This window comes from Bartonella sp. ML70XJBT.G (genome assembly GCF_028618575.1).
Taxonomy (GTDB): domain Bacteria; phylum Pseudomonadota; class Alphaproteobacteria; order Rhizobiales; family Rhizobiaceae; genus Bartonella.
The window spans coordinates 67,766-89,012 of the sequence record NZ_JAQITA010000009.1 but is presented as its reverse complement, the minus strand read 5'-3'; the positions used below and the strand labels follow the sequence as shown (position 1 = coordinate 89,012).

Below are 21,247 nucleotides of genomic sequence, written 5' to 3'. Positions count from 1 at the left end.
TAGGAAAAAATATATTGCGCTTCTATTGAGCCAAAACACATTTCATTCATTTTTTTCTTTTCTAAAGAAACTCTGTATGGCATAATTCGCCTTATAACAGGGAAACTCAATGTAAGCTACGGTAGATGAAGCTAAAATGAGAAAAAACTTGAGGTTACTTTCTTGTAATATGTCTAAATGTACTTGTAATATATCTAAATATAAAAGGGAGATACCATTGTTTCAAATACCCCAGAGAGTGGACGTGATCAAACGTAAATTATGGATTGGTCTGTCAATAGCAAGCATGATAGCAATTGCGGGTTGTAGTATTCTTGATTCCTCAGGGACAAGCCAAATTTATCAAGAAGGTTACGTTCTTGATAAAAATGCTCTTAACTCCATTACCATTGGATCAAGCCAAGAGCAAGTTTTGCTCACGCTAGGAACGCCCTCGCTTAAAACAAAATATGACAATGAGGTCTTTTATTATATCTCACAAACGCGCTACCGTGGGATGCAATTTATGAAAACAAAAATTATTGATCGTAAAGTTTTGGCTATTTACTTCAACAAAAATGATCAGGTTACTAAGGTAGCCAATTATGGTCTAAAAGACGGTCAAATTTTTGATTTTATTACACAAACCACACCAACAGCGACAAAAGAGCAGCCTTTTTTAATTCAAATTATAAAAGGCCCAGCCGATTTACCTATCCATAATTAAGTTATGACAATCTGTATACAACCCTGATAACATCAGGGTTGTATACATCTTTTAAGTGCGAACTTTTTTTGCCATGCCATCAAGAACTGCGTTGACAAGTTTTGGCTCATCGCCTTCAAAAAATGCCTTTGCTATATCTACATATTCATCCATAACAACAGCAACAGGTACGTCTTGGCGATTAATCAACTCCCACAAACCCGCACGCAAAATTGCGCGTAATATAGAATCAAGACGTGAAAGTGACCACTCTGCAGAAAGCTGCTGATGAAGCATGGGATCAAGTTGCTTTTGATTCTTTACAACACCAGTTATAATAGCCAAAAACCACTGATAATCAGCATCAAGATACTGATCTCCATCAATATCTTTTCCTAGACGATAAGCCTCATATTCAGCAGCAGTTTCCATAACACCAGAACCGACTATATCCATTTGATAAAGTGCTTGAACTGCAGCAAGTCTTGCTGCTCCACGTTTATTCGCTAAACGGGGAGAATCTCTTCTTTTCTTATCAGGCATATTTACTGATTATCTCCAAATCTCTTTTTTAGAGCGACCATACATAAAGCAGCTTGAGCGGCAAAACCACCTTTATTTTTTTCATCCTGCCTCGCACGCGTCCATGCTTGTTTTTCATTTTCAACAGTCAAAATACCATTTCCAATAGCCAACTGTTTATGAACAGTTAAATCCATCAAAGCGCGGCAAGAATCATTGGCAACAATTTCAAAATGATATGTTTCACCCCGAATAATACAACCAAGTGCTACATAACCATCGTAAAATACCTTATTACTTTTTTCGGCAAAAGCTATTGCGCTTGGTATTTCTAATGCTCCTGGAACCGTTACAACATCATAGCTTGCTTCAGCTCTTTGCAAAGCATTCACTGCACCTTTCAAAAGTGCATCAGAAATCCCCTCATAAAAACGCGCTTCAACAATCAAGAGGTGCGATTTTTTATGCAGTTCTTTTATCATAACCAAATTCTACCAGAAAATGAATCAATACGTATAAGATTATAAAGTCTAAAATTCTAAAAACTATGAGTAACTTTTAGCTTATTTATCTTTCATTTTAAAATCAGAAAATTTTGCAGCATAACGAGCAAACTGATCAATTTCTAAGTTGACCTGATCTCCAACTTTAGCTTTTCCCCACGTCGTCATTTCAAGTGTATGACGAATAATGAGAACATCAAAAAGACAATCCTCAATACAATTAACAGTCAAAGAGGTTCCATTAAGAGCAATAGATCCCTTATTTACAATAAAGGGCGTAAACCGTGTTGGAACTTTTAAGAAAAAACGAACTGCATCACCTTCATTTTTCTGATCAATAATGAGAGCGAGGCCATCAATATGCCCAAAAACCAAATGTCCACCCATTTCATCACCCAGTTTGAGCGAACGTTCTAAATTAATACAAGTTCCTTTTGACCATCTAGCAAGATTCGTCAAACGCAACGCTTCTTCCCATGCCTCCACAACAAACCAATTGATATGAGCGTGTTTTGATCCTCTCTCAACAATTGTTAGACAAATTCCAGAACAAGCAATTGATGCACCAATTTTTAAACTTTCTAGATCATAGTGTGTCGAAATCTTTAAACGCACACCTTGCTTTAAAGATTGAACATCTTCAACACAACCAATGTCCGTTATAATCCCTGTGAACATAATGTTTTACGTCTCCATTTATAAAAACGGTCATTTCCAAACATTCTTGTCTCAACTTCATAAAACTGCGAGAGATAATTTGCAAAATGAGGTGCTTCAATACGGTTTTGTCCTAAAATAATGGGGGCATAAAAGCATACCAAATGATCCACACAACCAGCATTTAAAAATCTTTCCCCTGTTTTTACACCTCCCTCAAGTAAAACACTCTGAATTCCACGTTGATAAAGGAGCTGTAAAATTGCAAGAGGTTGCATGCAACCATTTTTCATTTCTACCGAATACACTGATACACCTGATTTCTCGAGTGCCGTTTTTTTGCTTCCCTTGGCAAGATTCATATCACAAATAATCCATGTAGGAATTTTTTTTGCCGTTTGCACAACTTTTGCATCAAGGGGGACAGATAAGTCTGTATCCAAAATAATACGTATGGGCGAACGCATTTCCATTCCTGGCAAACGACAATTCAATTGTGGATCATCTGCTAATATAGTACCAATACCAACAAGAATAGCATTATTTTGAGCACGCAGAATATGCGTATGCGTGTGAGAAATCATTCCACTAATTTTGATTCCCCCCTGCCCTCTTTTTCCCACACCATTATCGGCAGAAATAGCCATTTTCAGAGTAACAGCACAACGTTGCATCTTCCTTATACACCAATGTGTGCACAATGCTTCAAAAGCTTCTTCAGCCAAAACACCTTCAACAACCTCAATACCAGCCGTACGTAAAAGAGCAATACCACGACCATCAACACGCTTATCTAAGTCAGTAAGAGCAATAACAACGCGAGAAACACCTGAATCAATAAGCGCATTTACACAGGGCGAGGTTTTTCCATAATGTGAACAAGGCTCTAACGTAGCATAAACAGTAGCTCCACGTGCTAAAGAACCGGCCATGCGCAAAGCCTGTACTTCAGCATGCGGTCTCCCGTCTATAGCTGTTACACCATAACCAACAATGTATGGTCCCGAAGCGTTATCGTTTTGCACAATCAATGTACCAACAGAAGGATTCTCACCGGTCAAACCAACATGACGCTCTGCCAAACGGATAGCTGCTGCCATAAACCGTTCATCTTGCACTCTTTTATTCATCAAAACAAAATTCTGTATCCGTTACACTCTTCGACAACTCGTCTATAACATCGTGAAAATCACTTGCATTACGAAAATCTCTATAGACAGAAGCAAAACGGATATAGGCAATATCATCAATTCTTTTCAATGCTTCCATCACAAGATGTCCAATTTTTTCTGAAGCGATCTCTGGTTCCCCCAAACTTTCAAGTTGACGGACAATACCAGAAATCGCTCGCTCAATATGGTCAGGATCAATATTCCGCTTACGTACAGCGATATCAATTGATCGCATTAATTTATCACGATCAAATGGCTCACATCGTCCACTTTTTTTAGAAACTAAAAGCTCACGCAACTGAACACGTTCAAAAGTTGTAAAACGACCGCCACAAACCGAACACACACGCCGACGACGAATAACGGATCCCTCTTCGGCTGGACGCGAGTCTTTGACTTGTGTATCCTCATATTGGCAGTAAGGACAGCGCATCTCTTGGGTATCCTTAACAAGTGCTAAGATAAGAGTAAAGAGGAAATTGATTCGTTATATCTTTCACCTTTTCCTTAACAGTCATTTCAACAGCACTATTATCCGCATCGCTTTTTGCTGTTCCCAGACCATCAAGAACTTCTGAAATCAGGTTCCCCACTTGAATAAATTCTTTTTCTGCAAAACCACGTGTTGTTGCAGCAGGTGATCCCAAACGAATTCCTGAGGTGATAGATGGTATTTCAGGATCAAAGGGAATACCATTTTTATTACAAGTAATATTTGCTCGTCCCAAAGCCAATTCGGCACGTTTTCCTGTCACATTTTTGGAACGCAAATCAACCAATAATAAATGATTATCTGTACCACCAGAAACAATATTAAAACCATTATTCTGTAATGTTTTTGCTAAGGTTTTAGCATTGGCAACAACATCAGCACTGTAAGTCTTGAAAGAAGGCTGCAAAGCTTCCGCAAATGCAACAGCTTTAGCTGCAATCACATGCATTAAAGGCCCCCCTTGAAGACCGGGAAAAATCGCTGAATTAATTTTTCTGGCTAAAACTTCATCATTTGTTAAAATCAAACCTCCCCGAGGACCACGCAATGACTTATGCGTTGTTGTTGTTACAATGTGTGCATAGGGAACAGGTGAAGGATGAACACCGCCAGCAACCAAACCCGCAATATGCGACATATCAACGAGAAAATAAGCACCAATTTCATCTGCTATTTCGCGGAAGCGTTTCCAATCCCATAGACGAGGATAAGCAGAACCACCTGCTATAATAAGCTTAGGCTTACGTTCTTTTGCAAGGCGTTCAACTTCCTCCATATCAAGAATTTGATCTTCCTGACGCACGCCATAGGAAACAACATCAAACCATTTTCCAGACATATTGACCGATGAACCGTGTGTCAGATGACCACCAGCATTTAAATCCAATCCCATAAATGTGTCACCAGGCTGGAGTAAAGCTAAAAAAACCGCTTGATTCATTTGGCTACCAGAATTAGGCTGGACATTTGCGAAAGCAGCACCAAAAAGCTGTTTTGCTCGTTCGATTGCTAAATCTTCAACGATATCAACAAACTGACATCCCCCATAATAGCGTTTTCTTGGATAACCTTCTGCATATTTATTTGTTAAAACTGACCCTTGTGCTTCAAGAACAGCTCTTGAAACAATATTTTCTGAAGCAATCAGCTCAATTTCATGTTGTTGACGCTCAAACTCCCCCTTAATTGCATCAAAAATTGCAGAATCGGCAGTTTGTAAACTATCATTAAAAAAGCGCTTTTGTATGTCATTTCCTTGCTGAATCATAAAACACATTCCTAAATTAAAAAATAAATTTATTAGACGATAACACAGCAAATTACGCAAACCAAATATTTAAAACCACTTTCACTTAAAAAGTGGCAAACTTTATTTAATTTCTTTACTAGATAAACAAAAAACGTTTCCCTCACAAAAATAGTAAAAAATGAATATTAAAATTTTTCTCATGGGTTCTTAATGGTCCCATTTTTTACAAGCAAAACGATCTATAAGTTCAAGAAACACAATAATTTAAGTTAGTAATTATTTATAATATGATAAGCAAAATATGGCAAAAAATCATTTCAGGCAAAGAGAATGGCAACAAAAGTTTTTATTGATGGTGAACATGGAACTACCGGATTACAAATACAAAAACGGCTAGCAGAGCGTTCGGATTTTAAATTACTCTCTCTAGCGCATACAGATCGACATAATATTGATATTCGTCGAGACTGTCTTAATCAAACTGACATTGCTATTTTGTGTCTTCCAGATGATATCGCACGCGAAACCGTTAATTGGCTTAAAAATAATAAAAAAATTAGAATCATTGATAGCTCGACAGCCCACCGTATTGCGCCAAATTGGGTCTACGGTTTTCCTGAAATGACCGCGGGACAAAAAAAACGCATTCAAGCGGCACATTACGTGAGCAATCCTGGATGTTATCCTACTGGCGCAATTAGCTTGATTCGACCACTACGTGAAGCTGGCCTGCTGGATTCTTCTTATCCGATATCAATTCACGCGATATCCGGTTATACTGGTGGCGGCAAGCAATTAATTGCACAAATGGAAAACCACTCTCAACACAATGATGTTCGAGAAAATTATTTTATCTATGGTCTTAATCTTGAACACAAACATGTCCCTGAAATTAAACTCTATGGACAAATGAGCCAAACACCTATTTTTACACCAAGTGTTGGTCGTTTTCCGCAAGGAATGATTGTAAATATTCCACTCTACCGCCATTTATTTACAAAATCAGCTAATTGTTCTGATCTACGAGAAATTTTTGAAAACCATTACAATGGACAAAACATTATAACAATTGCATCACAAGAAGAAACAGATACTCTCACTCGTCTCAATCCAGAATGCTTAGCACATACAGACAAGATGAAACTGTTTGTGTTTGGCAATGAACGCGAAGGAATTTTCAATCTCTGTGCTCTCTTCGATAATTTAGGAAAGGGCGCAGCCGCAGCAGCTGTTCAAAATCTCGACTTAATGCTATCAAGAAGCTAGACTTTTCTCGATAGATAGCTTTATTCAACAGCGCGATACGCTCCTTTTGTTGCGCGCCAATGGGCAACTGAAAAACACAAAACTGCTAACGCAACACTTTGGTGGATAAGCCCTAAGCTTATGGGCACTTCATGGAGCAAGGTCAAAATACCCAAAAATGCTTGAATAACAATCATAATACATACAAAAAATGCACGACGAGAATGTGTTGAATTTGGCACACTTTTTCGCAGATAGAGAGCATGAATAACCGCTGCAACAAATAAGAAATAAGCAAAAAAACGATGGACAAATTGAACTGTTAAGGGATTTTCGAAAAAATTGCGCCAAACAGGAGTATGTTGCAACAATCCATCAGGAATAATCTGAGCATCCATAAGGGGCCACGTATTATAAACTTTTCCAGCATGGAGTCCTGCAACCAAAGCCCCCAAATAAATTTCGATCAAAATAAAAACAACAAGCCACCCTGCAAAATATTGTATCTTTTGACCAGCTGGTTTTTCTGAATATTCTGCGAGCCCTCGTGATAAATAAGTAACAAAAATAATAACAAAACAAGCTGTTATAAGATGAAATGCCAAACGATATTGGCTCACGCTGGTCAAATTACTTTGGCCAATACCTGAAGCAACCATCCACCAACCAATGAATCCTTGAAATGCAATAAGAATGGGAACAATGGTAAGTTGAAGTAAGATATTTTTTTCAATACGCTTGGTCGCCCAAAACCAAATTAAACCGAATAAAGCAACAAGTCCAACAAGACGCCCTAAAACGCGATGTGCCCATTCCCACCAGAAAATCACCTTAAATGCATTTAACGTCATATCACGATTAAGCAGCTTATATTGCGCTATCTGTTGATATTTTAAAAACTCTTCTTGCCATTGCTCCTCACCAATAGGTGGAATGACTCCATGAATTGGCTTCCACTCAGTTATCGACAACCCTGATCCCGTTAAGCGGGTAGCCCCCCCCACTAAAACAATTGCCAAACAAAGTAATAAAATAGAATAAAGCCACAGGCGAATTTGTGTTCTATTTTTTTTCTGCAATGGTGTCAAAACGCTGTCATTAAAACTCTTTATGGTCATCTCTGATTGCCCCACGCCTCTCTCCAATCCCAATTCATTTTACAACTTAAACATGACAAATCTTAACTCTTTTAAATTATGTACTACAACTTTAGTATAAAACAAGGGTAGCACAATAACATGCAATTCATATTATTCTATGAGAGATATGAGTCCACCACACGATAAAGAGTCTTTGGAAACTGACGCACCATTTTTCGTATCCAATCTTGTTCATGAAGAGCAATACTACAGATATAATAGTCTGATAGCCTCGCAAATTGTTCAACTCCATATTGAGGTTCACTCTCCATCTCTAAAATAATAAAATCATAATTCTTTTTAAATTCTTGTAAGAGATTCGGAATACCATCTAAAAAATCTTGTGCAGACACAGCACTCGTTAACCCTTGTGGAAGAATATCAATGCCCGTGTCATAATCACGATAAATAACATCCTGCAACTGAGCATTTCCTGTTAAAATATCGGTCAATCCTCTATGTGGACCAATGACTTTCTCTATTTGTTGACCAGAAACATCAACCAACAGAATGGTTTTGCCCTCTTTGATGAGATGAAGAGAGAGCTTTGCTGCTGTTCGTGCAGCTTCTGGCCCAATAATTGAAATGATCACCGAAGTGCAACGCTTCAAAAAATCGGATAATCCTTCTATTGTAACAAAAGATTCAAGATTTTCTATTTTTTCAGATACAAAAGCGCTCTCACCACTTTTAAAATCATTTTCTCTTAGTTTATCTTTCCTTGTTGCAGAACATTGACGAAACAACAATGCTCCTCCCAAAAGAGTGATCAAACTCGTAAAGACACTGATAATAACATTCTTTCCATAAACATCCATAAAAGGAATTGCTGTTAACGTTGTTGGTACAACGACATGAATCTTTGTGTTGTGCAAAAGAGAAGAATCCTTATTCATCTCTTTGTTTTGCGCATCTACCACAGCTCTTATTTTATTTTCGAGCTCGTTAAACATTTGATTCAAAGACTGGGATTGATCTTTTACAAAAAAACTCATCCTTTTTTTAAGTTGTTTTTCGAATTCTGTTGCCAGAATCTCATCGGAGTGAAACTGGTGAACAATTTGCAAAATTTTATTTTCTAATTGCTGAGAAACCGCCTCTAATTCAGCAGTCATTGCTTTTATTTGAGGATGTGTCCAGCCTAATTGTACAACCATATGCGCTCTTTGCGTTTCCAAAAGATCACGCTTAGTTTCCAATGCAGAAATCATTGAATTGCCTGCAATAAACGATAAAGACAATAAAGATTGTCCTTTCTCGCGCGCCATATTAATAGTAGAATTCACACTCGTTAAATGAATACGCTTTAAAGTCGCTTCCGTTAATTGTACAGAAAGATCATGAAGCTCTGTTTGTTTTATATTGTGATAAATGAAAGAATCAACAGAAGAACGAAATCCATGCATTATGTCGAAAATCTTAGTCTTATCATAGTGTTGAGCAGTTTGCTGTTCTCTTAACAATATTTTTTTTTGCTGTTGTATAATTGCTTTTGAAAATGCCGAAAACCAAATCTCTAATCCGTGTTGAGCAGCTTCAAGAGTTTCTGCTTCAAAAATAAGATCAAAGCAATTACCATTGCGCAACAAACGGATATTTTCACGAAAATCTTTCTTCTGAGAACTCCCTAAAGAAAGACTCTGTAAGCGTGAATCGTTTAAAACTATGGGCTGTGAAAGAAGAAAAGCGATAACATTATTTTGTTTATCAATTGGCAAAGGCTTCCCAATAGAATCCGATACTGAAAATGTTAAGGTTGCCCGATAAATCCGTGGCTGAATAAAATAATACATCCAAATCAAAAATGTACAGAGCACTGCTAACAACAAAACAACCAAAATGTTTTGCAATACTGTGCGGACCAACAGTTTTCTATCGCACTTAAGAATCATCTTTCTTTCAACCAGCAAAATACTTCATGACTTTTATTTAAGAGAAAGTAGTAACTATCCTCTTAACTTGAAGTCATATTATTTTGCTATGAGACAACTGTAAAATTTAAGAAAAAATATTCAAGAATATCTTACAAAAACTTCAGTTTAGATTTTGTTTGATATAATCCAAGCGTTTTTTTGCTTCACAGGTAAGTACGGCTCTAATGGTAACAGAACCATCATCATGTCCTTCTTGCATAATCTCACCAGAGTTTTCATAAAACCAATCAATAAGCGACATTTGATGAGGTCTTAAAAGACATTCAACCTTTTGCATTTCTCCAAAAATCCGCTTTTCAATTGCTATCAATAATTGATCCAATCCATCGTTCATGAGCGCTGATACCATTACCGCAGGATTTAATCGTGTTTTTGCATTTGTTTGCAAGACATTTAATGCTTGCTCATCCAATAGATCAATTTTGTTCCAAACCTCTATGATACGTTCGGTATCATCAATATCAATACCAAGACTTGAAAGTACCCCCAAAACATCCTGAGCATGCACACGATGATCAAAATCAGACATATCTCTCACATGAAGAATGAGATCAGCTTCAACCACTTCTTCAAGGGTTGCTTTAAAAGCTGCAATCAAATGCGTTGGTAAGTGAGAAATAAAGCCTACCGTATCAGACAAAAGAATAGTTTGTCCATGGGGAAGAATAACTTTGCGCAAAGTAGGATCCAACGTTGCAAACAACATATTCTTTGCCAAGACGTCTGCACCACTTAAATGATTAAAAAGTGTTGATTTTCCTGTATTGGTATATCCCACTAAAGCAACAACAGGATGGGGTGTTTTTTTTCTTTTAGCTCTATGAAGAGCACGTGTTTTCATAACTGTTTCTAACTCGCGACGGATCCGAACAATTTTCTCTTGCAAAAGACGCCTGTCTTCTTCAATTTGCGTCTCACCAGGCCCCCCTAAAAAACCACGGCCACCACGTTGCCTTTCCAAGTGTGTCCAACTACGTACAAGTCTGCTTTTTTGATAAGATAAATGCGCTAATTCAACTTGTAGAACCCCTTCTTTTGTCCGCGCACGCTCTCCAAAAATTTCAAGAATGAGAGCTGTTCTATCAATAACTTTACAATGCCATAATTTTTCCAAATTACGCTGCTGCACCGGCGTTAAAGGATAATCTACAATCGCAAGTTCAATAGAATATTCACTTATATATTGGGCAAGTGCCTCTACTTTACCCTTTCCAAACAAAGTTGCTGGACGAAGTGTAACAATATTAACCGTCTCATGATAAACAACGTCCAACCTTATAGCACGCGCGAGCCCTAAGGCCTCCTTAAGCCGAGAAGATACTGAACATCCCCTTGCGATATTTTCACTTTTATTGTCTTGGCAAATTGGTACCAAAACAACAGCGCGCACTTGTTTTTCAATTCGCGAAGGAAATCCCCCAAATCTCTTATTTTCATTTATCATGGCAATTCAAGCATTTTAAACATGGTATAAGAGATTTTTAAGTGACATGACTTGTTTATTCAGAATTTTCTCCTTCAAACATCTGCACAGATTGTCCGGGCATAATCGTAGAAATAGCATGCTTATAGACCAATTGCGCATGCCCATCACGACGTAGAAGAACACAAAAACTATCAAACGAAGTTACAATACCCGTTAATTTAACGCCATTGACAAGAAAAATTGTAAGCGAAATTTTTTGCTTGCGCACCGTATTTAAAAATACATCTTGCAGGTGTTGTGATCGTTCTGCCATTATTCTTACACCTTTATCACCAATTGCATAGAATATCCGTGCACGCATATCGACTGAAAAATACACAATTGTCAACGTAGGAGCTTCAAAAATCAGCAAAAGACAACTTAATAACGAAAAAAAACCACTTTTTCACCGAAAAAATAACACTCTTAAAGATGAAGAGTGGCATAATCTAGAAAACCTGTCATCAAGAAAATTTCTTCATGTTTACCTTTTACGAATTTCAGTCAAAAACAACTTTCCATTTTGCGCGCTCAAACACCCATGCATACCATATTAGAACACTCTATGCATTTTAAACAAAGAGAAGAATTCCTTAGAATAGTAAAAACAAGTGTAATAGTAACATGATTCGTTAATTTATCACGAGAAAAAATAGGCTGCACACCGCAAACCTGTTCCTACATCGCAATTTAAAAAAAACATTGTGTATCACTTGTCATCAGATTGCCCTTAAACTAAATGTAATAGGCTTATAGTTTTACTTATAAATTAAAAGTTGTAAACAATGTTTTGATTTTTTAAAAATCAAATAATATGTTGTTTTTATTGAGATTTGTAATATTTTTGAACAAGTTAATGCACTGCATTAACTTTAATCTTGATAAGTTTTCAAAAATTTTCTTGGAGCGTATTCCTTTCTAAATAATTAACAGTTAGTATGTCGGAATATCTGAAGAAGGAGGTATCCTTTTCCAGTCTGTAAGAGTACGAGGCGAGTATGGCACGCAGAACCAAGTTACAAACATTTGAAATTGAAGTTGAAGAAGCTCTCTCAAAAGCTATGAATTTTGATTTTGTTAATGCAGAGATTGAAACAATATCACCCAATAATTCTGATAATGTTATTAGTGTAGATGAGCTCATTCAAAAGATTGCGATGGCAGAAGAAGAAGTTTTCGCTGAAAATGGTACTTCGACTCTTATCTCCAATATTCATGATAGTGCTGTTATTGATGAATCCGTTGTTGAACAGCTTTTTGCTTCCAAAGCTGGATCTGAACTTTCAGGTGGGACTGTTCATAACAGATTATTATCCACACAACTTTTTCCTGCTAATGATGATATTACAACGCCTTTAAATTATGGATTATTAAAGCAGCGTTCTACCTCTCGAATCTATTGGTCTACAACAGCACTCAGTGCTTTATGGGCAACAGGAGGTGCTATTATTGCTCATAAGCTAGCTCCTGCTGGACTCAATTCTTTATCGAATATTACTACTTTTGTTACATCCTCGACGGGACTAGCTGTAGCCGCTGGAACAGTGATTCCTATTCTTATCTCTTGGGGATTTGCTCAATTAACAAAACGCTCGAATGAATTGCATAATATTGCTCTTCTCATGACCAATGCTGCACAACGTCTTAGTGAACCACAGCATATTTCTGAAAAACAAGCTCTTGCTATAGGGCAGACCATTCGTGAAGAAGTTGCGGCTATGAACGAAGGGATTGAACGTACCCTTGGGCGTGCTGTTGAGCTTGAAGCGATTATACAAGGAGAAGTTCATAATCTAGAACAAGCTTATGCTGAAAATGAGTCCCGCATTCATACTCTTATAAGAGAATTGAGCAATGAACGTATAGCCATCTTGAATCATGCTGATCGAGTTCAGTCAACAATTAAAGGAACACAAGAGCAACTGAATGATGAATTTGGCTTGGTTACTTCTAAGATTGTAACCAATGTTGAAAAGCTTGTGCAAACTCTTTCCCAGACTTTACAAAAACAAGGAGAAGATCTTGTTGAAAAACTTTCCCATGCCGGTGATGGCGTAACAAATCAACTCGTTGAAAAATTTAATAAAACTACAACACAAATCCAGCAAAAAAACACGGAATTTTTTCACGAATTAGGGAAAAATTTTGAGAGCTTCTCAAAACGTTTTGATAATAATGAAAAACAGATAGAGAAAACTTTCCATGAAACTTCTGCTAAAGCTGAAATGCATATTGCTAAAATGGCAACGCATATACAAGCAGCAACAGAGCAAACTCTCCACAGTGTTGATGAAAAATTTAAAGCACTAGATGAATCGATTATTAATCGCAATAATCAGTTTCTACAAAATTTTGATGACAAAGTTATACAGCTCGATGAGAAAGCATACAAACTCTCTGCTAAATTTGATAACGTAACTTCAGAAGCGATTGAAGCTTTTGAAAACCGTTTAGCAAATGTTGATCTTTCTCTTAAAGAGCACAGCAATTCCATCATTGAATCCTTCATAGCGCGCAGTCAAGATCTAGAAGAGAATGCTGAAAAACTTGGTCATTTCTTGGAATCACATGTCTTGCAAATTAATGCAAATCTTCAAGAAAGAACAGCTGATATCACCGACGCCTTTACAAATGGCCAAGAAACTATTCTTTCTGCAATCGACAAAAGCAAAGAGAAACTAAAAGAAGAAGTTCAACATATCGATAATGCTATTATTGATATCATACAAGAATGTTCGCAAGACTTCAAATTGCAACTTTCTGATCAAAGATCCCTCATGGCAAACATGCTCGACAATGAAAAGAATAAAATTGCCGATACATTAAGAATTCAAATTGATGCCTTAGCACAAAATACTTCAAGTCTTGAAAAGATTTTGATTGATAATGTTCAAATTGTTGATCATCAAGCAGAAAATCATGTTGCAAATATCGTTCAATGTACAGAAAAACTACAAAAAGTTATTGCACAAAGCTGCAATACAACGAAAGATGCTTTAGAAGCACAAGCTAGAAATATTGATATACGCGCCGATGCGCTTCGTGATTCTTTGGCGATTAATAGTTTTTCTCTTAACGAAGTTCTTGCAGATCAAACACGTATACTTGAACAACGGATGGAAACGATTCATAATCTCATTGCTAAAAGTGACATACATGTTGATGCCGCGTTAAAACAGCAAATAGGCCTCGTTGAAGATGCAATTGCAGCGAATAATCGAAACATTACCGAAACGGTTCAAGGGCATATCAGAAATCTCGAAGGACATGCTGAAATTCTAAAGAATACTCTCTCTCAATCTAACGGAACATTCTTTGAAGCCCTTGAAACACGTATAGAAACCTTGGACGAGAGTTTGGAAAATCATACTCGCCAAATCTTTGAGCGTGCAACCAACCTAGAAGAAGCTTTTTCAGAAAAGCTTGGACAGATATGTGAAACTATAGAGATGCAAACATCTGTCCTTGAAAAGCGCTCTGATTCATTGCAAACATCTATGATTCTTAATAATGAACAAAGTCAAGCAATTCAACAAGCTCTCGAAACAAGTGTTGATAATATACGGAGTACATTGGAAGATTCCGTTAACACGGTTGCAAATAGCTTGCGTGATAAAGTGGTAGAAGCCTCCGATATTCTTTCTTCTACAAGTGAACAGATACTTTCATCGGTAGAGAATGTTACCACAAAAGCAGAAAATATTCTCTCAGAGTCTGGCAACCGCATTGTATCAAACGTTAAACAAACAGTTTATGATACCAGTGAAAAAGTTTTATCCGTTCTCTCTGAGCAAACAGCTCATACAATTGAAGCCTTTACAACGGCCAGTCATAATGCACAGGCATTGTTGAATGAAACCATTCACACTTCAACAACAGAAATTGAACAAGTCCTCAATGAGCGCTGCAATGTTCTGCATCACTCCATGCAGAATCTAAAAAATAATTTAGGATATCAACTTTCTGATGTAAGTGATCGTTTGGAAGAAGCAAAGAATCAAACAGCGACTCAAATTTCAGAACACGTTGGAAAAATTACAGAACTGACAAGCCATTTAAATCAAGCAGCGCAGAATACAACGGAATCAATTGGTTGTTTAACACAGCATCTTAGTGAACAGCTCTCCCTTTCAACACAAGATGCTGAACAAAGGATTTATGCATACAATGAGTCTTTAGTGAATAGCTTGGCACAAACCAACTCTGAAACACTTCAAACAGTAACTGCTCTGAAGGATGATCTTGTCACGAATGTCTCATCGATCGTTGCACAATTAAATCAATCAATTGATAGCTTCCACGAAAATAATAATGTTTTATTATCAACAGTTCAAAATATTGATGGTCAATTCAATGAGGCTGCCAATCATTTTTTCCGCAATACGAACCAAGTGGCAGAACAATTATCAGCCTCAAATCAAGCGCTCCATAACAATGTTGAGATTCTGCAAGGACTTTCACAAAATACATTTGAGCAGATTAATCATATAACAAATCGTTTTGGAGAACATGCTAAAACACTTTCTGAAACTATTCATGTTCTCGAGCAGTCTGAAAATTCACTTGGTGCAACCCTTGAAGAAAAACACAACATGCTCTCTGCGTTAAGCAATGCACTTGTTGCAAAATCAAATGAAATTAATCAATTGATTGTACATTATGAAAACGTTCTCAACTTAGCATTAGAACGCACGGATAAAAATGCGCGTCACTCCACCCATTCACTCCAACAATCACTGAATCAACTTATTAATGAAGCTTCAGTACGTTTTTCAGGAGCAGCAAAAGATATACGTCGCTCCGCTGATGACGTTCGTTTAGAACTTTCAAAAATTAATAATGATCTTAATGAAAATGTTCAAAGGCTTCCAGAAAAAACAAAAGAAACAACACAAACAATTCGCACAGCTCTGAATGAACAAATTACAGCATTAAAAGACCTTGTAAACGTTATACAAAAGAATAATCAAAAGAATGCCAATGAACCGATAATGTCAGCGCTTCCTTCATCATCAACACTTAAGAGGAGTGAGAGTATTTCTTCTGAAGTGGTTAAAAAGATAGTGCCGCCTAAACCTGATTTGCAACAAAATCACAATAAAAAGCGGCAAAATAAATGGGTATCGAATCTCTTAGAAAGAGCTTCACGTGAAGAAACTTGGTATGATGAGGTGCCCGATGATACCGTTTTTGCACCGGTACAAACCAAAACGCGCTCTGCAAATGAGTCTCTTAGTTCTTTAGCAGGGGGTATAGTACAAGCCATGAACCATAATGCTGTTGTTGAGCTATGGGATCACTATCGCCGTGGACAAAAAAATATCGTTACAGAACGTCTTTATACTTCAAATGGAAAAAAGATATTTGAAATGATCAAGAAAAAACATATGAGTGATGTTAATTTTAAACATTCCGTGAATCAATATATTGTAGATTTTGAAAAACTATTACGTGATATCTCGCAGGGTTCTGGTTCTTCCGATGCGATTCGTAAATACCTGATATCAGATACTGGAAAAGTCTATACTATGCTTGCTCATGCGAGTGGTCGCATTCAATAACTCATAATAAAAGTGGAAAAGTGTTTTTTCACTTTTTTTCGTTGTCGTGACTGTTCTTCGTCGTGTAACGCATTTGTAACATTCTGCATCAAAGGTTGAGTGGATGATTAATATTGGATTTTTATAAATATCCCAAACAATGTCCTATAAATCGCATAACATAATAGGATAAGTATCACTTCTCCTCCTTCTTTTATGAATTCCTTCATGACTTCACTTTTTTCAGACAATAATAGTCTGTAAATCCTGTTCTCACTTATAAAAACGCTCATAAAGCATATGTTTATGACAACCTAACACAATGTGAATAAGCCTCTCTTTTCTATTCTTCTAAAGCCAGCATTGCAAAAAAAATAACTGCTTGGTAATGTAACCACGCGTAGTATTTTACTTGATTTTTTTAACTGACGAACTTCTGCGAATTTTGTTAAGGGGAGAAGACTTATTGTGCTGATAGCAATAAAATTGTTTAAGAAGCGCGAGCACAAAAAAATATCAAACTGATCGATCTAGGACAATTTGTTTATGCATTTTTATATTCAGAAAAATGAGAATCTATCAGTGCAAGAAACTTATTGTAGATGGAACATCTCATATAAACATACACTAGGATACCGCAAAAATGTCTAAAGAACGAAATAGTGACTTCAGTTTACAAAAAGCTGAACTTGACAGTGCCGCACTTTTTTATCATCAACATCCCAAACCTGGAAAATTGGAAATACAAGCAACAACACCTCTTGATAATCAGCGTGATCTAGCTCTTGCTTATTCTCCAGGGGTTGCAGCACCATGTCTTGCAATTCATAAAGACCCCAATCTTGCCGCACAATATACTTCTCGTTCTAATTTAGTCGCTGTTATCTCTAATGGCACGGCTGTTCTTGGATTGGGAAATATTGGTCCGCTTGCCTCAAAACCCGTTATGGAAGGAAAAGCTGTTTTATTTAAAAAATTTGCCAATATTGACGTTTTTGATATTGAAATCGATGCTCCCACTATTGAACAAATGATAGAGACAGTCTCTGCTTTAGAACCTACATTTGGTGGTATTAATCTTGAAGATATCAAAGCTCCTGAGTGTTTTGAAATTGAAGAAAAGCTTCGCTCTCGAATGAATATTCCCGTTTTCCATGATGACCAACATGGAACTGCCATTATTGTTTCTGCAGCTGTATTAAATGCCTTAAATCTTTCAGGAAAAAAAATTGAAAATGCAAAAATAGTTTCTTCTGGTGCTGGTGCGGCCGCTTTAGCTTGCATTAATCTTTTGGTTCGTCTTGGAGCAAAAATTGAAAATATTTGGCTGAGCGATTTAGAAGGCGTTGTTTATGAAGGTCGCAAGACACTCATGGATCGCTGGAAAGTCAATTATGCACAAAAAACGAATGCACGAACATTATCTGAAATAATTGAGAATGCAGATATTTTTCTAGGCGTTTCAGCGGGAGGTGTTTTAAAATCTGAATATTTAAAAAAAATGGCTCCCAACCCACTCATTTTAGCGCTTGCCAATCCAATACCAGAAATTATGCCAGAAGAAGCACGTTCTGTAAGGCCAGATGCAATGATCTGCACAGGGCGCTCTGATTATCCCAACCAAGTCAATAATGTTCTTTGTTTTCCCTATATTTTCCGTGGTGCATTAGATGTCGGAGCGACCGCAATTAATGAAGAAATGAAAATGGCTGCAGTCCATGCAATTGCAGCTCTCGCTCGTGAAGAGACTTCAGATATTGCAGCACGTGCATATTCAAAGAAACCACCCAGTTTTGGTCCAGACTATCTGATCCCCTCCCCCTTCGATCCACGCTTAATACTACGCATTGCGCCTGCTGTTGCTAAAGCCGCAATGGAAACTGGCGTAGCAATTCGGCCGATTGAAAATATGGAAGCCTATTATGATACTCTCAATCGATTTGTCTTTCGTTCTGGATTAACAATGAAGCCTGTTTTTGCGGCAGCCAAAACAGCAAAACGTAAACGCGTCATCTATGCCAATGGTGAAGATGAGCGTGTGCTTCGAGCCGCACAAATTGTTCTTGAAGAACAAACAGCAATTCCTCTTCTTATTGGCCGCCCTCGTGTTGTAGAGGCAAGATTAAAACGCTTTGGTCTAAGAATTCGCCCTGGCATAGATTTTGAACTTACAAATCCAGAAAATGATCCACGTTTTCGTGATTATGTTAATTTATTTCTTCGTTATACAGGAAGACGTGGTGTTTCTCCTGAAGTCGCAAAAACAATTGTCAGAACATCAACAACAGCGATTGCCGCCCTCGCCGTGATGCGTGAAGAAGCTGATGCAATGATCTGTGGCTTAGAAGGACGTTTTGAGCGTCATCTTGAACTCATTGAACAAGTTATTGGACTCGATTCCAATGTTCGTCATTTTTCTGCTGTGAGTTTACTTATTTCTCCACGTCGTACTCTTTTTTTAACGGATACTTACGTCAATGAAGATCCTTCTGCAGAAGAAATAGCAGAAATGACAGTATTAGCAGCACAAGAAATTGAGGCATTTGGCATAACACCAAAAGCAGCATTATTGTCACACTCGAACTTTGGTTCAAAAAATACAGAAAGTGCGCGCAAAATGCGTCGTGCAACCGAAATTCTTAGCAAATTATATCCCGATTTAGAAGCCGACGGAGAAATGCACGGCGATGCTGCACTTTCTACAGTTTTCCGTGACCGTGTTTTTCCGGATTCACGCCTCAAAGGGGAAGCTAATTTGCTTGTCTTTCCAACACTTGATGCCGCTAATATAACACTTAATCTTGTAAAAAACCTGACCAATGCACTTCATGTTGGCCCTATTTTGATTGGAGCCTCACGTCCTGCACATATCTTAACACCTTCGGTCACATCACGTGGAGTAGTCAATATGACAGCTCTTGCCGTTCTCGCCGCAAATAGAAAAAAAACGAGTACAAAGTAAATGGAAATAACTAAACGCATAATAAAACTTTAAAGTTTTTGAAAATCTTAAAGTGTAGATTTCATGCACTTGCAAATGTATTTACCCTATGAGAAAGACAGCTATGTTCTAAGATTAAGTCTTTTTTTTAAAGAAAAAAAAGGCTAGAAGAGTAACGTTAAGTGTCTTTTGAATTTAGAAACTCTATAATAAGGAATTGTACATTGTCCTCTACATTTGACAAAGTTGCTGATATTATCGCAGAAATCAGTGAAATTGATCGCAGCATAATCACACCTGAAAGCCATACAATCGATGATTTGGGAATCGATAGCCTTGATTTTCTGGACATTGTTTTTGCTATCGATAAAGATTTTGGCATTAAAATCCCTCTAGAACAATGGACACAGGAAGTCAACGAAGGTGCTGTAGCAACAGAAGAATATTTTGTTCTTAAAAACCTTTGTGCAAAAATCGATGAACTCGTTGCCTTAAAACAGGCGGAATAATTTTTTTTACTATGCACCATCAAGCTGTATTCATCACCGGTATAGGACTTATAAGCTCTCTTGGTGAGGGAGTTAATCATCATTGGAAACTCTTGAATGATCCAACACACACACCCAATCTTGATGATACAACTTTTTCCCCCTACCTTGTTCATGCATTGCCTGAAATTGATTGGAATTTACAAATTCCCAAAAAAAGTGATCAACGGCAAATGGGCACGTGGCAACGTCTTGGTACTTATGCCGCTGGCCTTGCTCTTGATGATGCGGGTATGAAAAATGATGAACAATTAACATCAACAATGGATATGATCGTCGCAGCAAGTGGTGGAGAACGTGACATTGCCGTTGATACACAAATTCTCTCACAAGCACGTACAACAGCTGATCACATTTCCATGTTAAATTCAGTTCTTTCGACTGAACTTCGTCCAACTTTGTTTTTGGCACAACTCTCAAATCTTTTGGCTGGAAATATTTCGATTGTTCATAAAGTAACGGGCTCTTCTCGTACTTTTATGGGCGAAGAAGGCAGTGGACTGTCTGCACTTCAAATTGCTGTTGCTCGTATTCGATCAGGACAAAGCACCCATGCACTGGTAGGAAGTTCTTATAATGCACAAAGTTATGATATGTTATTGGCCTATGAACTTGGAGGTCTTTTAACACAAAACGGATGGTCACCGGTATGGGACCGTAGAAATTATCCTGGTGGCGGTGTTATAACAGGTTCTGGGGGTATCTTTCTCGTCCTTGAAAGTGGTGAACAAGCAAGAAAACGCAATGCACATGCTTATGCTGAAATTAGCCAGATCATCACAGATCAAACAGATAGAACAAAAGTCTCGCTTGAAGAAACAATTGTATCAATGTTAAAAATGATGGAAGCGAAATCTGCTTTCGCCATTTCCGCTGCCTCAGGATCCCATGAAGTAACCAAAGCAGAACAAAATGCTTTTGAAACGACTGATATATTTTACCGTGGTATTACAACATTATTTGGTTATATGCGGGAAGCGCAATTTCTTTTAGCACTTGCAATTGCTGCACTTGCTGTTGACAAAAGATGCAGTTTCCCAACATTAAGTACACATGAAAAGCCCTTTTCCAAAGAAGTGCATGAAGCATTTGTTACAACCATTGGCATTAAAAGAGCTGAAGGCATAGTCCGCCTAACTGCTGCCTGAGGAGAA

16 protein-coding genes are annotated in these 21,247 nt (G+C 37.5%); 6 read left to right on the top strand and 10 right to left on the bottom strand.

The window, feature by feature from the left end; all coding sequences use genetic code 11:
• The first annotated feature begins 286 nt into the window (after window positions 1-286).
• On the top strand, window positions 287-706 hold the full coding sequence (locus PVV64_RS05710; protein ID WP_404978415.1) for an outer membrane protein assembly factor BamE: 420 nt from the start codon (window positions 287-289) through the stop codon (window positions 704-706).
• Window positions 707-757: 51 nt separating this feature from the next.
• Here the strand turns inward: PVV64_RS05710 and nusB are convergent, their stop codons facing one another.
• The 6 genes from nusB to glyA all read right to left on the bottom strand — a co-directional run bounded on the left by nusB (window position 758) and on the right by glyA (window position 5,299).
• The gene (gene nusB / locus PVV64_RS05705; protein ID WP_273760162.1) at window positions 758-1,228 is read right to left on the bottom strand and encodes a transcription antitermination factor NusB; all 471 of its coding nucleotides are present in this window, start codon (window positions 1,226-1,228) and stop codon (window positions 758-760) included.
• 2 nt (window positions 1,229-1,230) lie between these two features.
• Window positions 1,231-1,689, bottom strand: a complete 459-nt coding sequence (locus PVV64_RS05700; protein WP_273760161.1) for a 6,7-dimethyl-8-ribityllumazine synthase — start codon at window positions 1,687-1,689, stop codon at window positions 1,231-1,233.
• An 81-nt stretch (window positions 1,690-1,770) separates the two neighbouring features.
• Entirely contained in the window at window positions 1,771-2,388 is a 618-nt protein-coding gene (locus tag PVV64_RS05695) for a riboflavin synthase (protein ID WP_273760160.1), read from the bottom strand.
• Window positions 2,370-3,497 (bottom strand): bifunctional diaminohydroxyphosphoribosylaminopyrimidine deaminase/5-amino-6-(5-phosphoribosylamino)uracil reductase RibD, encoded by a 1,128-nt coding sequence (gene ribD, locus PVV64_RS05690; RefSeq protein WP_273760159.1) that lies wholly within the window; start codon window positions 3,495-3,497, stop codon window positions 2,370-2,372. The genes PVV64_RS05695 and ribD overlap by 19 nt, the downstream gene beginning before the upstream one ends.
• Window positions 3,490-3,972, bottom strand: a complete 483-nt coding sequence (gene nrdR / locus PVV64_RS05685) for a transcriptional regulator NrdR (protein ID WP_273760158.1) — start codon at window positions 3,970-3,972, stop codon at window positions 3,490-3,492. The genes ribD and nrdR overlap by 8 nt, the downstream gene beginning before the upstream one ends.
• Window positions 3,973-3,985: 13 nt before the next feature.
• Window positions 3,986-5,299 (bottom strand): serine hydroxymethyltransferase, encoded by a 1,314-nt coding sequence (gene glyA, locus PVV64_RS05680; protein WP_273760157.1) that lies wholly within the window; start codon window positions 5,297-5,299, stop codon window positions 3,986-3,988.
• 312 nt (window positions 5,300-5,611) lie between these two features.
• Here glyA and argC point away from each other — a divergent pair, with 312 nt between their 5' ends.
• Entirely contained in the window at window positions 5,612-6,547 is a 936-nt protein-coding gene (gene argC, locus PVV64_RS05675) for an N-acetyl-gamma-glutamyl-phosphate reductase (protein WP_273760156.1), read from the top strand.
• Between the two features lie 20 nt (window positions 6,548-6,567).
• Here the strand turns inward: argC and PVV64_RS05670 are convergent, their stop codons facing one another.
• The 4 genes from PVV64_RS05670 to hfq form a co-directional block, all read right to left on the bottom strand.
• Complete coding sequence (locus tag PVV64_RS05670) at window positions 6,568-7,659, bottom strand: COX15/CtaA family protein (RefSeq protein ID WP_273760155.1); 1,092 nt, start codon at window positions 7,657-7,659, stop codon at window positions 6,568-6,570.
• A gap of 122 nt (window positions 7,660-7,781) precedes the next feature.
• A complete protein-coding gene (locus tag PVV64_RS05665) occupies window positions 7,782-9,557 on the bottom strand; it encodes a hypothetical protein (protein WP_273760154.1) in 1,776 nt (591 codons plus the stop codon).
• 142 nt (window positions 9,558-9,699) lie between these two features.
• Window positions 9,700-11,043, bottom strand: coding sequence for a GTPase HflX (gene hflX, locus PVV64_RS05660; protein ID WP_273760153.1), 1,344 nt, complete (start codon window positions 11,041-11,043; stop codon window positions 9,700-9,702).
• Window positions 11,044-11,098: 55 nt separating this feature from the next.
• On the bottom strand, window positions 11,099-11,338 hold the full coding sequence (gene hfq, locus PVV64_RS05655; RefSeq protein ID WP_273760175.1) for an RNA chaperone Hfq: 240 nt from the start codon (window positions 11,336-11,338) through the stop codon (window positions 11,099-11,101).
• A 724-nt stretch (window positions 11,339-12,062) separates the two neighbouring features.
• Between hfq and PVV64_RS05650 the strand changes: the two genes are divergently transcribed.
• The 4 genes from PVV64_RS05650 to PVV64_RS05635 all read left to right on the top strand — a co-directional run bounded on the left by PVV64_RS05650 (window position 12,063) and on the right by PVV64_RS05635 (window position 21,241).
• Window positions 12,063-16,625, top strand: coding sequence for a hypothetical protein (locus tag PVV64_RS05650; protein WP_273760152.1), 4,563 nt, complete (start codon window positions 12,063-12,065; stop codon window positions 16,623-16,625).
• Window positions 16,626-17,247: 622 nt separating this feature from the next.
• The gene (locus PVV64_RS05645; RefSeq protein ID WP_273760151.1) at window positions 17,248-19,566 is read left to right on the top strand and encodes an NADP-dependent malic enzyme; all 2,319 of its coding nucleotides are present in this window, start codon (window positions 17,248-17,250) and stop codon (window positions 19,564-19,566) included.
• A gap of 203 nt (window positions 19,567-19,769) precedes the next feature.
• Window positions 19,770-20,054, top strand: coding sequence for an acyl carrier protein (locus PVV64_RS05640; RefSeq protein WP_273760149.1), 285 nt, complete (start codon window positions 19,770-19,772; stop codon window positions 20,052-20,054).
• 11 nt (window positions 20,055-20,065) lie between these two features.
• A complete protein-coding gene (locus PVV64_RS05635; RefSeq protein ID WP_273760148.1) occupies window positions 20,066-21,241 on the top strand; it encodes a beta-ketoacyl-ACP synthase in 1,176 nt (391 codons plus the stop codon).
• Window positions 21,242-21,247: the final 6 nt, after the last annotated feature.

Coding starts and splice junctions, on each gene's coding strand:
- PVV64_RS05710 (WP_404978415.1), top strand. CDS start 287: ATGATAGCAATTGCGGGTTGTAGTATTCTTGATTCCTCAGGGACAAGC.
- nusB (WP_273760162.1), bottom strand. CDS start 1,228: ATGCCTGATAAGAAAAGAAGAGATTCTCCCCGTTTAGCGAATAAACGT.
- PVV64_RS05700 (WP_273760161.1), bottom strand. CDS start 1,689: ATGATAAAAGAACTGCATAAAAAATCGCACCTCTTGATTGTTGAAGCG.
- PVV64_RS05695 (WP_273760160.1), bottom strand. CDS start 2,388: ATGTTCACAGGGATTATAACGGACATTGGTTGTGTTGAAGATGTTCAA.
- ribD (WP_273760159.1), bottom strand. CDS start 3,497: ATGAATAAAAGAGTGCAAGATGAACGGTTTATGGCAGCAGCTATCCGT.
- nrdR (WP_273760158.1), bottom strand. CDS start 3,972: ATGCGCTGTCCTTACTGCCAATATGAGGATACACAAGTCAAAGACTCG.
- glyA (WP_273760157.1), bottom strand. CDS start 5,299: ATGATTCAGCAAGGAAATGACATACAAAAGCGCTTTTTTAATGATAGT.
- argC (WP_273760156.1), top strand. CDS start 5,612: ATGGCAACAAAAGTTTTTATTGATGGTGAACATGGAACTACCGGATTA.
- PVV64_RS05665 (WP_273760154.1), bottom strand. CDS start 9,557: ATGATTCTTAAGTGCGATAGAAAACTGTTGGTCCGCACAGTATTGCAA.
- hflX (WP_273760153.1), bottom strand. CDS start 11,043: ATGATAAATGAAAATAAGAGATTTGGGGGATTTCCTTCGCGAATTGAA.
- hfq (WP_273760175.1), bottom strand. CDS start 11,338: ATGGCAGAACGATCACAACACCTGCAAGATGTATTTTTAAATACGGTG.
- PVV64_RS05650 (WP_273760152.1), top strand. CDS start 12,063: ATGGCACGCAGAACCAAGTTACAAACATTTGAAATTGAAGTTGAAGAA.
- PVV64_RS05645 (WP_273760151.1), top strand. CDS start 17,248: ATGTCTAAAGAACGAAATAGTGACTTCAGTTTACAAAAAGCTGAACTT.
- PVV64_RS05635 (WP_273760148.1), top strand. CDS start 20,066: ATGCACCATCAAGCTGTATTCATCACCGGTATAGGACTTATAAGCTCT.